At 47.1% G+C, this 13228-nt stretch carries 12 protein-coding genes; 6 read left to right on the top strand and 6 right to left on the bottom strand.

The annotated features are described in order from the left end of the window. Position 1 precedes the first annotated feature (1 nt). The gene (locus C1S73_RS09840; RefSeq protein WP_038870071.1) at positions 2-763 is read left to right on the top strand and encodes a type II secretion system protein N; all 762 of its coding nucleotides are present in this window, start codon (positions 2-4) and stop codon (positions 761-763) included. Between the two features lie 288 nt (positions 764-1051). Here C1S73_RS09840 and cysQ read toward each other — a convergent pair whose 3' ends face one another. The 4 genes from cysQ to C1S73_RS09820 all read right to left on the bottom strand — a co-directional run bounded on the left by cysQ (position 1052) and on the right by C1S73_RS09820 (position 4091). After that, positions 1052-1879 (bottom strand): 3'(2'),5'-bisphosphate nucleotidase CysQ, encoded by an 828-nt coding sequence (cysQ, locus tag C1S73_RS09835; protein ID WP_038870073.1) that lies wholly within the window; start codon positions 1877-1879, stop codon positions 1052-1054. Positions 1880-1923: 44 nt separating this feature from the next. Further along, positions 1924-2493: an ADP compounds hydrolase NudE gene (nudE, locus tag C1S73_RS09830; RefSeq protein ID WP_038870075.1), complete on the bottom strand. Its 570-nt coding sequence runs from the start codon at positions 2491-2493 to the stop codon at positions 1924-1926. A 190-nt stretch (positions 2494-2683) separates the two neighbouring features. Continuing rightward, a complete protein-coding gene (gene nfuA / locus C1S73_RS09825) occupies positions 2684-3268 on the bottom strand; it encodes a Fe-S biogenesis protein NfuA (protein WP_038870077.1) in 585 nt (194 codons plus the stop codon). A 97-nt stretch (positions 3269-3365) separates the two neighbouring features. Continuing rightward, positions 3366-4091, bottom strand: a complete 726-nt coding sequence (locus tag C1S73_RS09820) for an amidophosphoribosyltransferase (RefSeq protein WP_038870079.1) — start codon at positions 4089-4091, stop codon at positions 3366-3368. A gap of 84 nt (positions 4092-4175) precedes the next feature. Between C1S73_RS09820 and bioH the strand changes: the two genes are divergently transcribed. Together bioH and C1S73_RS09810 are read left to right on the top strand one after the other, a co-directional pair. Beyond that, the gene (bioH, locus tag C1S73_RS09815; protein WP_038870125.1) at positions 4176-4940 is read left to right on the top strand and encodes a pimeloyl-ACP methyl ester esterase BioH; all 765 of its coding nucleotides are present in this window, start codon (positions 4176-4178) and stop codon (positions 4938-4940) included. A 135-nt stretch (positions 4941-5075) separates the two neighbouring features. Continuing rightward, positions 5076-5540: a hypothetical protein gene (locus tag C1S73_RS09810; protein ID WP_038870081.1), complete on the top strand. Its 465-nt coding sequence runs from the start codon at positions 5076-5078 to the stop codon at positions 5538-5540. Between the two features lie 141 nt (positions 5541-5681). On the opposite strand, the gene C1S73_RS09805 is transcribed toward C1S73_RS09810, so the two are convergent. Continuing rightward, the gene (locus C1S73_RS09805) at positions 5682-8003 is read right to left on the bottom strand and encodes a Tex family protein (protein WP_038870083.1); all 2322 of its coding nucleotides are present in this window, start codon (positions 8001-8003) and stop codon (positions 5682-5684) included. A 210-nt stretch (positions 8004-8213) separates the two neighbouring features. Here C1S73_RS09805 and C1S73_RS09800 point away from each other — a divergent pair, with 210 nt between their 5' ends. Next, positions 8214-10097, top strand: a complete 1884-nt coding sequence (locus tag C1S73_RS09800; RefSeq protein WP_095760562.1) for a putative ATP-dependent zinc protease — start codon at positions 8214-8216, stop codon at positions 10095-10097. A gap of 72 nt (positions 10098-10169) precedes the next feature. Here the strand turns inward: C1S73_RS09800 and greB are convergent, their stop codons facing one another. Continuing rightward, positions 10170-10655, bottom strand: coding sequence for a transcription elongation factor GreB (gene greB / locus C1S73_RS09795; protein ID WP_038870087.1), 486 nt, complete (start codon positions 10653-10655; stop codon positions 10170-10172). Between the two features lie 214 nt (positions 10656-10869). On the opposite strand from greB, the gene ompR reads away from it, so the two are divergent. Together ompR and envZ are read left to right on the top strand one after the other, a co-directional pair. Next, positions 10870-11589 (top strand): osmolarity response regulator transcription factor OmpR, encoded by a 720-nt coding sequence (gene ompR / locus C1S73_RS09790; RefSeq protein ID WP_038870089.1) that lies wholly within the window; start codon positions 10870-10872, stop codon positions 11587-11589. A 124-nt stretch (positions 11590-11713) separates the two neighbouring features. Further along, a complete protein-coding gene (gene envZ / locus C1S73_RS09785; protein WP_038870091.1) occupies positions 11714-13006 on the top strand; it encodes a two-component system sensor histidine kinase EnvZ in 1293 nt (430 codons plus the stop codon). Positions 13007-13228 lie beyond the last annotated feature (222 nt).

Here is a 13228-nt window from a genome sequence, read left to right as displayed (position 1 = left end):
GGTGAAGCGAGCAATACTTTACGTTGTTATATTCATAGCCTTTTTCTCCACAAGTTTGATTGTTGGTTTGCCTGTTTCTTGGGTGCTTCAACAAGTACCGACGGTAAGAGGGTTAGAAATTCAAGATGCCCAAGGCTCTGTGTGGCAAGGCCGTGCTTCTAACATCAGCTGGCAGCGTCAAAATCTCGGTGAGGTAAATTGGGATTTCCAACTATCAAGCTTATTCACTGGTAAAGCGGAATTCGCCGTACGTTTTGGCCGTGGAAGTGATATGGACGTTCGTGGTCGTGGTTTGGTTGGCTATAGCCTAACTGGTGGTCCATACGCTGAAAATTTGGTTGCATCGATTCCGGCTGCCAAAGTAGTGGAGCAAGCGCGTATTCCTGTGCCTGTTGGCGTTGATGGTCAGCTTGAGCTCAATATCCGTCATGCGACTTACGCGGCACCTTGGTGTAAAACGGGTGAAGGTACACTAGTTTGGAATGCGAGTGGCATTCAAAGCCCGCTCGGTAGCCTTGAACTTGGCCCTGTGATTGCCGATCTGAACTGTAAAGACAGCGTACTATCGGCATCAGGTGAGCAAAAGAGCAAGCAAGTGTCCGCAGCGTTTTCTGCCGAGTTGATGCCAAATCAGCGCTACTCTACCAAAGCGTGGTTTAAACCTGGGGCGGAGTTCCCATCAGGGATGAGTGACCAACTGAAATGGTTGGGCAACCCGAACGCTCAAGGCCAATACGAGTTTGATTACAAAGGGCGTTTCTAGTCAGTTTTAAAAACCATCCCATTATTGAAGAGCTGCTAATGTGCAGCTCTTTTTGCTTTTAGATCATGGTAGGCCAAACCTGCTATTCGCTGTACAGGAAATTCAGTTGGTTATTTGCTGTTTGTCTAAACTTCTGATTTTTAAGTAAATGACATGAGGCTGTACAGCTGAGTGAGTACTTGGATCATGGTAGGCTAAATGCTCCTATCGCTGTACAAGAGATAAAAAGAAAGGCCACGAAGTCGATTCGTGGCCTTTTAAAATCTAGCTATGCAGTTTGGATTGTGATCAATCTTTGCGTTGTAGAATCTCGTCCCAAGGTAAGTCAGCATCGCCCAGTACGATGAAGTTCGGATTTTCTAACGTCTCGCGCTCGTTGTAAGACAGCGGCTCAAGTTGTGTGCTGAGAATACGTCCGCCCGCTTCTTCAACAATACATTGCGTAGCCGCAGTATCCCACTCGCCAGTTGGACCTAGACGTAAGTAACAGTCCACAGCACCTTCAGCGACAAGGCATGCTTTAAGTGCGGCAGAGCCGAGTGGAATTAAATCGTAGTTCCAAGCACTGCTCATACGACTGGTAATGCGGTTGATGTCTTGACGACGACTGATTGCGATTGCGATGTTTTGTCCCGGTTGTTCATGTTTGTGGGTATGAATTTTCACACTCTCTGACATGTCTGGGATCTTCCATGCACCTTTGCCATTGTAAGCATAGTAAGTTACGCCAGAAACTGGACCGTAAACTACTCCCATGGTTGGCTTGTTGTTGTCGATCAGAGCAATGATGGTCGCGAAGTCACCACTGCGTGCGATGAATTCTTGTGTACCATCAAGAGGGTCAACTAACCAGTAACGTTCCCACTGTGCGCGTTGTTCTAAGCTAATGTCCGCTGCTTCTTCTGAAAGCACGGGGATATCAGGTGTCAGCTCGCTTAGGCGTTCTGTAATTAGCTTATGTGCTGCAATGTCGGCACTGGTGACCGGTGTCTCATCACTTTTGATGTAGGCTTCGTACTGCTTTTTTTCGTAGATATCTAAAATCAATTGTCCTGCACTACGCGCGATCTCGATGACTTGCGGGAGCAGGTGAGATAAATCTTTTGTCATTGGCATAAGTAATGGTCCTTTCTCACAATTATGGTTCGGCTCTTTGACCGTTATTGGTTTTGGTTGTGAGTGGTGTTTTGTAAGTGTTTTAGTGCCAACATCAACGCCGTGATGCTTCTTGCTTCACAAAAATCCAAGTGCGTTAATAATTCTTCGGCTTGAGCGAGTGGCCAGCGAACAATTTCTAATGGCTCTGGCTCATCACCTTCTTGTTTTTCTGGGTAAAGGCTTTGTCCTAAGAACAAGGTCATCTTGCTGGAGAAATAAGAAGGAGCAAGGATGACTTGTTTGAGTGGTGTTAGCGCGTTAGAGCCAAAACCAATTTCTTCTTTAAGCTCACGATTTGCCGCTTGATGCGGAGTCTCCCCTGGGTCAATCAAACCTTTTGGAAAGCCGAGCTCGTAGCGTTCTGTGCCTGCTGCGTATTCGCGTACGAGCAGTAAATCGCCTTGCTCCGTAACAGGAACAACCATTACAGCATCGAGCCCACTTGGCTTCATACGCTCGTAGGTACGCAACTCACCATTAGAGAAGCGAAGGTCTAGGGCTTCCACGGCAAACAGTTTAGATTGTGCGACCGTCTGACAAGAGAGTATCTCTGGTGGGGTCCTTTTCGACATAACGCCGGCTCCTATGTGTCGTTGACGCTTTAAAGCTAATGAGATTTCTTAATATATGAGAAGAAGGCTCGAGTTTCTAGCGTGATGATTCAGCTTCGTTCGATTGAAAACAAAAATGGGAAGCAAACGCCTCCCATTTTTCGTCAATGTACACTTTTACTGGCTCTCAAAGCCGAGTTCTTTTGAACGTTTAGTAGTAAGAGTGATCACCACGGTCATGTTCTGTTGCGTCGCGAACCGCTGTCAATTCACCAATGAATTGGTTCAGTAGTTCTTTCTCGATGCCTTCTTTTAGTGTCACATCAACCATTGAACAGCCGTTACAGCCGCCACCGAATGCAACGATAGCGATACCGTCGTCAGTGATTTCAACAAGGTTTACGTGACCACCATGACCTGCTAGCTGAGGGTTCACTTGAGTTTGGATTACGTACTCTACACGCTCTACTAGAGGTGCGTCGTCAGACACTTTGCGCATTTTTGCGTTAGGTGCTTTTAGCGTCAGTTGAGAACCCATTTTGTCTGTTACGAAATCGATTTCAGCATCTTCCAGGAAAGGTAGGCTTAGCTCGTCAACGAAAGCAGAGAAACCGCTGTAAGGGATTTCGGTGTCAGTGCCTTCAATGGCTTCTGGTGGGCAGTAAGACACGCCACACTCTGCGTTTTGTGTTCCTGGGTTTACAACGAAAACTCGAATGTTAGTACCTTCAGGTTGTTGGCCTAAAAGGTTGGCGAAATGCGTTTGCGCAGTTTCTGTAATAGTAATATTTGACACGACGAATACCTGAGTAAATTTGTAGGCTATTGCTGCTATTCTACTCCTGTTACCGCCTTGGTCTAGTCTTTTTGATACTAAGGCATTGCCAAGCGATCTAGCCTGAACCAGGGGCAGGAGTTCTGCAGATGCAGTAAATATCGATGCTTTCTACGCCAACTTCAAGTAGTAAATGACATAATTGTCGGACGGTACTGCCTGTTGTGACAACATCGTCCACGATAGCAATGTGGGAAAAGTTTACCTCACCGTGTAGGGCAAATGCTGCTTTCAAATTTTGCTCGCGACCTGCTTTTTTATTTCCACGTTGAGATTGTGCGCTTTTGACGCGTTTAAAAACGCGATTGCGATAGTTGCTATTCAAGTGGTGCGCTAAATGTGTCGCTAAGACATGACTCTGATTAAATCCTCGCTTTAAGTAACGTTGCCAATGCAAAGGGACACTAGTAATGATAGGGGCAGGATGCTCGATTCGTTCCGCTAACAATTGAGTTAGGGCGGTAACATGCCAAGATTCACCATTATCCTTAAAACGTTGTACTTGATGAGAAAGGGGGAAATCATAATCTCCCAACGTATACAAACGTTGCCAAGGCGGTGGCTCTTTCAGGCACTCACCGCACTCCGTGGAGGTTTGTGACGCCTTCTCTGTCATTTTTAAACCACAGCGAGTGCACCGTTTGATGGGTGTAAGGTGTTCAAAACAATGGTCGCACCAACGCATTGGGTTTGGTTTCTGTTCAGCGGAAATCGGAAATCGACACAAACCGCATTGATTGCCAAGTACACGGTGCATGATGTTTTGCCATTGATCAGATAACATACAATCCATCCAAGGTGAGCGAGTCATCAGATTAAAGCTTGGAATGTCTAGTAAGGAATAAGATAAGTGGGAGAGAACGAGAACATGAGCACGAATTTACACTGGCAGTCGTTTGGTCAAGGACCAGATTTAGTGTTGCTTCATGGATGGGGCATGAATGGTGCGGTATGGCAGCAGACGGTCGAGTCTCTTCAACCTTATTTCCGAGTGCATGTGGTCGATCTTCCGGGGTACGGACACAGCGCAGAATCTCACGCCGAAGACTTAGCAAAAATCGCTGACCTTGTTCTGCAAGACGCGCCAGAAAAAGCAGTGTGGCTTGGCTGGTCACTAGGTGGCTTGGTGGCAACCCACATTGCACTTAATGCACCGCACCGTGTGAGCAAATTAATCACGGTAGCCAGTTCACCAAAATTTTCTGCTGAACGTCCTTGGCGTGGCATTCAACCTAACGTATTGACCGCATTCACCGATCAATTGCTGGAAGACTTCTCGGTCACTATCGAGCGCTTTATGGCGCTGCAAGCGATGGGCAGCCCGTCTGCGCGCAAAGACGTTAAACAACTCAAACAAGCGGTACTATCGCGTCCGCAACCAAACCCTGATTCATTGTTGGTTGGTTTGAACATTCTTGCCGATGTGGATTTGCGCGATGCTTTGGCTTCCCTTTCTATGCCGATGCTACGCCTTTATGGTCGACTTGATGGTTTAGTGCCAATCAAAGTGGCAAGTGACTTGAGTGAGCAGTTGCCAAGTTCTCAGCAGTTTGTTTTCAACCAATCTTCCCACGCGCCGTTCATGACCGAACATGAAGCGTTTTGTCTTCAAGTGCGAGAATTTGCCGCTTAATTAGCGAGTCTACAAATCTAAGCGAATAAAACCCTAAAGCTGTTTAAAAATTGGTCGATATAAGTTTTAGTAAACTCTTCTTGTAGGAGGAGTTTGCTGTATTGACGAGTTGGGCGACTCTGAGGAGGGTTCGCAATGATTGTGTCACCGGCTAACGTAAGCGTGCCACTGATCGCCCCATCCGTTAATGTGCAGACGGAACAAGCTGCTCGTGACAATAAAGTCCGAGAACCTGTCACGCCAACAGTCGCATTGGCAAAAACCAATGCGGAGCGCAAAGTAAAAAGTGATGAGAAGCGGCGACGCCAATCCTCGTGGGACCCATCGGAGCATCCAGGTTACGAAGTGGAACCCGAGGTGGATACCCGTTATCACGAAGAACCTGAAGACACGCTAGAGCGTCTCTTCGGTTTGCTTGCGCTCAAGAGTTACAGCGAAGATCAGGGTAAGGGCTACGCGATACGCTTTCGATTACCTAAGCGCATTTTGGATGCTGCGGTCAAAGAGGGATTGATGGAAAAGCGCAGGAAGGTGATTAAGTTTCATTATGGTCACTCGGTCGCGCCCCATACACCGTCAGAAGTGATAGCAGTATTATGACGACTCAATATCCTACTCAAACAAAAACGCTCCAAGCAGATTCACTGATTGGAGCGTTTTCTTTTTAGTTGTGAAAACTCGTTAGTTGTGAAAACTCGTTAGTGGTGAAGTCTCGTTATTAGTAGTGAAGCCTAGGCGAGATTACTTTTTCGCTTTAGCAAACGCTGCGGCAAAAGCACCACCCATCGCGTTGTTAGATGACGAGTCATCACGGCGAGGTTGACGACGCTGCGGTTGGTTATTAAGGCGCGGCGCTGCTGATGAGCGTTGGCTACGGTTGTCTTGACCCGGTTCGTCGTTCATACGCATCGACAGACCAATACGCTTACGCTGCACGTCCACTTCCATTACTTTCACTTTAACGATGTCGCCCGCCTTCACCACTTCACGTGGATCAGACACAAAGCGATCTGTCAGTGCAGAGATGTGTACTAGACCATCTTGGTGAACGCCGATATCAACGAAGGCACCGAAGTTGGCTACGTTCGATACTACGCCTTCTAGGATCATACCCGGTTCCAAGTCAGAAACTGAGTTTACACCTTCTGCAAACGTCGCCGTTTTGAATTCTGGACGTGGGTCACGGCCCGGTTTATCCAGTTCTTTGATGATGTCAGTAATGGTTGGCACACCGAAGTTATCGTCAGTGTAATCGACAGCATGCAGACCTTTTAAGAAGTTTGAATCACCAATCAGTGCTTTGATGTCTTTGCTGTTCTTTTCAGAAATCGCTTTTACCACTGGGTACGCTTCTGGGTGAACTGCAGATGCATCAAGTGGGTTCTTACCATCCATGATTCGTAGGAAGCCAGCACACTGTTCGAATGCCTTAGGACCCAAGCGAGGCACTTTCTTCAAGGTCGTGCGAGCTTCGAAACGACCGTTTTCATCACGGAAGTCGACAATGTTCTGCGCAATGGTGCTCGACAAGCCCGCTACGTGCGTCAGTAGCGCCGCAGAAGCAGTGTTCACGTCTACACCTACTGCGTTTACACAGTCTTCCACAATCGCATCTAGGCGTTTTGCCAGCATTGATTGGCTAACATCGTGCTGGTATTGGCCCACACCGATCGACTTAGGATCAATTTTCACTAGCTCAGCCAGTGGGTCTTGTAGACGACGGGCAATAGACACCGCACCGCGCAGAGACACGTCCATATTCGGAAATTCTTTCGCTGCAAGCTCAGACGCAGAGTAAACTGATGCCCCCGCTTCACTCACGATAATTTTCTGAACTTTCAGGTTGCCACGTTTGATGACGTCTGCGACAAAACTGTCGGTTTCACGTGAAGCCGTGCCGTTGCCGATAGCGATCAAATCCACGTTGTACTTGCGCACCAACTGATCAACGACTTGCGCTGATTTGTCGTATTGCTTTTGTGGTGGGTGAGGGTAGATGGTTTCGGTTGCAAGCACCTTACCAGTCGGATCGACAATAGCGATTTTAGAGCCCGTGCGCAGGCCAGGATCGAGACCAAGTGTTGCACGAGGACCTGCCGGTGCTGCCATCAACAAGTCTTTTAGGTTGGTGGCAAATACTTCAATCGCTTCGATTTCTGCGCGCTCTTTCATTGCGCCCATTAGCTCGGTTTCCATGTGCATCGATACTTTGATGCGCCATGCCCAGCTAATTACTTGCTTACGCCACGTATCCGCAGGTGCGCTGCTAAGCGTCACGCCGTAGTGGTCAGCGATAATTGTTTCGCAGTAAGACTGGCGAGCGCCTTCTTCTTGTTCTGGATCGGCATTCATGGCCAATGTCAGGAAGCCCTCGTTACGACCGCGTAGCATCGCCAGTGCGCGGTGCGATGGTACTTTGCTTAATGGCTCGTTGTGGTTGAAGTAATCTTTGAACTTCTCACCTTCTTGCTCTTTGCCTTCAACGACGCGAGCACCCATTTCCGCATTGCGGTTTAGGTGACTACGGATTTTCTCCAGTAGGTTTGCGTCTTCCGCGATGCGTTCCATGATGATCGCGCGAGCGCCATCCAGTGCGGCTTTGGTGTCTGCCACGCCTTTGTCTGCATCAAGGTATTTGCTTGCTTCGCTTTCTGGCTCAGTTTGCGGATGATTCCAAAGCTGGTCTGCGAGCGGCTCAAGACCGGCTTCAATCGCGATCTGACCTTTGGTACGACGCTTTGGTTTGTAAGGTAGATACAAGTCTTCAAGACGAGTCTTGCTGTCTGCCTGAGTGATTTCTTGTTCTAGCTCTGGCGTAAGTTTGCCTTGCTCTTGAATCGACTTCAGGATGGTTTGACGGCGATCGTCCAGCTCACGAAGGTAAGACAGACGGCTGTCTAGAGTACGCAGTTGGGTATCATCAAGACCGCCCGTCACCTCTTTACGGTAACGTGCAATAAATGGGACCGTGTTACCGTCATCGATAAGGGTTACAGCAGCGTTGACTTGCTCAGGGCGAACATTCAGCTCTTGAGCAATCATGCGACAGATAGCTTGGCTCATCCGTGTATTCTCTTTAATTCTGTTTGGGTATTGGTTGTGTATAGAACATTGGGGCCATTCATGGAATTTGCAATGTTTTAAACTAGTAACGCAAAAATTTACCGAGCGCTGGTGGACATCAGTCAGATTTGTGTCAAAACTGTAATTAAATTGAGAACTTATACGTTTGGTTATCGACTAACCCCTGTACCTTAGCTCACACGGAAAACAATGATGAAGAAAATGTCTTTGGCTCTGGCGCTCTCAGGTGCCTTATTAGCGGCACCGCTCGCGTGGTCACAATCTCTCTCTGCAACAACCCAAGATCCAATCTATCAACTTGATGACAAACTGGTACTAGGCCGTGTTGAAAGCGTGTATTACAGCGACATCCCAGAGCTAAGCGATGTGCCGTTCATCGGTAAAATTGATACCGGTGCCGATACGACATCGATGCACGCAGAAAACATCCATGTAAGCAGTACCAACCCAGAATACAAAAACTTAAAAGATAGCAAGTTGATGTGGGCAATCATCGATGACCTTGGAGGAACTAAAGCGAAGTGGGATGCAGACAGCTTCAAGCCTTATCAAGTGAAAGTGACGTTCACTCTTCATCACCCGTACACCGGTAAAGAAATTAAGATCACCGATGATCTTGAACGTATCAGTGCGATCCGTAGCCGTACCAGTGAAAAACCAATTTTGCGCCCGACGGTAAAAATACCGATGACCATTGCAGGGCATACTGTGGACACCGTGGTGAACCTAACCAAGCGTACTCAATTCTCAGCGCCGATTTTGATTGGTAAAACTTACCTTGATAACAATGCGTGGGTGTTTGCTGGCTACGATTATCTTCAAGAGCAACCTAAAGCCCAGATGATTGGTAAAAAAGAAACGGTTGAAGTCGAAGGTGTGCCATACAAAATTAGCATCTCAACCACCAGTCGTTACACCAATGTGCATGCTTTGAATATCAAAGTAGACGAGAAGAAAAAACAGGTTTCGTTCACCTTAGAAGGTGAAAACGGTAAACGTCATCCAATGACTCTGCCATTAGTGCGTATGCTGAAAACAAGTAAAAGCGAGCGCCCTTTGGTTTATTTACCTGTCAAAGTGAGCGAAACCGAGACTCAGCAATGGTTGGTGTACCTACGTGACCGCAGTGGGTTCAGTTCGCAAATTCGCTTGGGTAAGGATGTTGCAAGCCAGCACTTTGTGATTGATACCGATAAAGAAAATCTTCTCGGCGGGGTTGAGAAGTCGTTTAAGAGTGCCTTGAAATCGAAACCGCTGGTTATCTCGCCAGAGGAATCCGTCAATATTGATGGCTACGTCTTGTCTGCGTATCCCACTTTTGCGGTGAAGACACCACTGATGCGTGTGGATGGTTTTGAATTGACCGAAAAAGACAAGAAAGAAGTCGTGACCTTCTATCTCCCAAATGCAGAAGGCAAAGAAGAGAAAATCACTAAACGCGTATTGAAGAAGCTCAAGGTAGGTGACTCAGTACGCCCAGTAGTGGAAGGTGAGTTCCTATTTGGTGACGAAGAGAAGACCATTGATTTCGCCATTGATGTGTTAGAGAAGGACGACCAAGAGCAACCATTTTTTGTCTTTGGCCACAACATGGCAAAAGGTGGTGTGCTTCTGAATACTCGTGCGGATCATTTGCTGGATGCAAAACCGCTGTTCAAAGCGGGCCATATTGAAGTGGCGGAAGTGGAAGGTATGTCATTCCCTGTGAAGTTGGATACAGGTGCGGATGTGAGCTCGATTAATGCCAAGAACATCAAACAGTTCAAGAAAGATGGCAAAGACATTGTGAGCTTTACCTACGAGAATGACAGCGGCATGAAGAAAGAATTTACCAAGCCTGTTGTCGACGTGATGCGCATTAAAGCCAAGAAAGGCGAGAAGGCCAACGTACGCCCTGTAGTGGAAATGCACGTCAAGTTGGGTGAGTTAGAGAAGAAGATTCGCGTTAACCTGCAAGACCGCAGCCGCTTCCATTACAGCATGATTCTGGGTAAGAACTTCTTGAAGCACGGTGCGATTGTTGCCAGCGATACCAACTACATTGTGACCGAGAAGCCTGACTACGAAGAGTAACCTTCAAGGTTGATATCCAAAACGTAAAAGCCGCACTCTTAAGTGCGGCTTTCTTTTTATCGTGTAACTCAATCAGTTTTCTTCGGCTTGGTAGCGAATGCTGTTAATAAACCACTCTTTGTAGCCTTCCGGCGTTCTCACTGCGAACTCGTCATCGACTTCTTTTTTTAGTAGCGCACGAGCCATTGGGGAATCAATCGAGATATAACCTTTTGCATCGCCATAGATTTCATCGGGACCAACGATTCGGAAACTCTTCACATCGCCCGCTTCGTTCTCAATTTCCACCCAAGCACCAAAGAACACTTTGCCTTCTTGCTGAGGTGAGTAATCCACCACTTTGACTTGCTCTAGGCGCTTTCGTAAGTATCTGACGCGGCGGTCAATTTCACGCAAGCGTTTTTTGTTGTACTGATAATCTGCGTTTTCGCTTCGGTCGCCTAAGCTTGCTGCCCAAGTTACCTTTTTGGTGACCTCTGGGCGATCTTCTCTCCAAAGAAAGTCGAGTTCTGTTTTTAGGCGATTGTAGCCTTCACGGGTAATTAAATTGGTTTTCATTAGAAGTAAATCAGCCGTTATTGGATTCTGTTGATCATAGTAGCCTTGATTTTGTCTGACTGTAAATTGTTGTGAAGGGAAGAAAAACAAGGTGAAACATGGGAATAATCCATCAAAATCGTGGCTAAGATAAAAAGAGTAACAATTTGCACAAGCACGTTTGAAAAAACAGTGATACATTTTTGACTATAGATGCCTCTGAAAGGATGTTTCAATGCAGGAAAATCATAAAATATTAGTGGTTGATGACGATGCTCGTTTGCGTGCTCTTTTGGAGCGTTACCTTTCTGAGCAAGGTTTTCAGGTGAGAAGTGTTGCTAACGGCGAGCAGATGGATCGTCTTCTGACCCGTGAAAACTTCCACCTTATGGTGCTGGATTTAATGTTGCCGGGCGAAGATGGCTTATCGATTTGTCGTCGTTTACGTCATGCCAACAACATGCTACCTATCCTAATGCTGACAGCGAAAGGCGATGAAGTTGATCGTATCGTTGGTCTAGAAGTGGGAGCAGACGATTACTTACCAAAACCGTTTAACCCGCGTGAACTGCTGGCTCGAATTAAAGCAGTACTTCGCCGCCAAACGGTTGAACTACCTGGTGCGCCAAGCACGGAAGAGAAAGTCGTTGAGTTTGGTGACTTCCGTCTGAACCTAGGAACGCGTGAAATGTTCCGTGGTGAAGAGGCGATGCCACTGACTTCAGGTGAGTTTGCGGTGCTGAAAGCACTTGTGACCAACGCTCGTGAGCCGATGTCACGTGATAAGCTGATGAATATGGCCCGTGGTCGTGAATACTCGGCAATGGAGCGTTCTATCGACGTTCAAATTTCGCGTCTACGCCGCATGCTTGAGGATGATCCAAGCAAGCCGCGCTACATCCAAACGGTGTGGGGTTTAGGCTACGTGTTCGTTCCAGACGGTAAAGAAGCGTAATCTGCTATAAAAGGTTTGCCGATACTCGGCTGCTCATATTCCACCCTCAAGCCTCCTTCCTGTTTGAGGGCTGGAAACTCGCAATTAATGTTGTTCACTAGGAACAGTCCATTAGGGATCCTCCATGCGAATCCGAAGTTCATTTACACAATCCATTTTACTGTTCATTTCTTTGCTTCTCGCTAGCCAAGTCTTTTCTTACTACGCCGTTTTTAATTACGCGTTGATGCCAAGTTTGCAACAGTTCAATAAAATTCTTGCTCATGAATTGAATTTGGTTCTTGATGAAGATGGTTTACTCAAGTCTGATGCACCTCTGCGTCACCAATTACTAGAAAATCTTGGAGTAACAGTACATAGCGTTGATAGCGAGATGATGAATGAGTTCAATCATGCGATGTCGATTGACTTGATGTCAGAAGAAATGTCGCAAGAGCTTGGCTCACCAACGGAAGTTCGTTTGCTACTTGGCAGTGAGAGCTACATTCTGTGGATGCGCATCGATCAGTTGCCGAACTCCATCATTCGTATTCCACTTTCTGAACTGCAAGAAGAAGATTTTGCTCCGCTGTTTCGCAATAGCTTAATCATGGCACTTCTGATCATTGCTGGTGGTTGGCTATTTATCCGTTTGCAGAACCGACCTTTGATTGCGCTAGAAAAAGCCGCGAAAGGAGTAGGTCGAGGTGAAATTCCGCCACCATTGCCAGAGAAAGGTGCTTCAGAAATCCGCTCTGTAACTCGCGCATTCAACCAGATGTCGAAAGGCATTCAAGAACTGGAAGAAGATCGTGCGCTACTGATGGCAGGCATCAGCCACGACTTACGCACGCCACTGACGCGTATTCGCCTTGCGACAGAAATGATGTCACCTGAAGACAGTTACTTAGCCGAAGGCATCATCAGTGATACCGAAGAGTGTAACGAGATCATCAGCCAGTTTATGGACTACCTCAAGCCGGTAAACAAAGAGTCGTTTGAGCAGGTGGATATCAACACCATCACCAGTGATGTAGCAACGTCGGAAGGGGGCTATGAAGTTGAAATCGAAACTGACCTCAACCCTACGATGCCAACCGCTAAGGGTAGCCCAATCGCAATTAAACGTGCGGTGAGTAACCTTGTGGTTAATGCTCTGCGTTATGGTAATGGCTGGGTGAAAATCAGTACGGGCGTCACCGCCGACAAACAGTTGGTGTGGGTTTGCGTTGAAGACAATGGTCCGGGCATCGAGCAATCGCAAATCGCACGCTTGTTTGAACCTTTTACTCGTGGTGACACGGCACGAGGCAGTGAAGGGACCGGATTGGGCCTAGCCATTGTTAAACGTATCGTCAGCCAACACTCTGGTTCGGTTGTGGTGCGTAACCGCAGTGAAGGCGGGTTAAGCGCGCAAATCAGTTTCCCAACCAAGTAAGCTTTCTTCGTTCAACTGATTCCAATAAAAAAGCCCAACCAAAGTTTGGTTGGGCTTTCCGATCATCCTAGTGCAAGATTATACCAATTCCACCAATTATCTGCTCATTCTTGCTGGTTAAAATCACTTACAACGGTGTTAAAGATTTTGTAGGTAGAGTAACTAGCTAGCTGCAATCTTTGCCTTGTTCTAAGTGATTTTACCGGCGCAATTTTTTGAACA

The sequence above is a fragment of the Vibrio jasicida 090810c genome (assembly GCF_002887615.1).
Lineage (GTDB): Bacteria > Pseudomonadota > Gammaproteobacteria > Enterobacterales > Vibrionaceae > Vibrio > Vibrio jasicida.
This window is presented reverse-complemented; position numbering and strand designations above follow the sequence as displayed.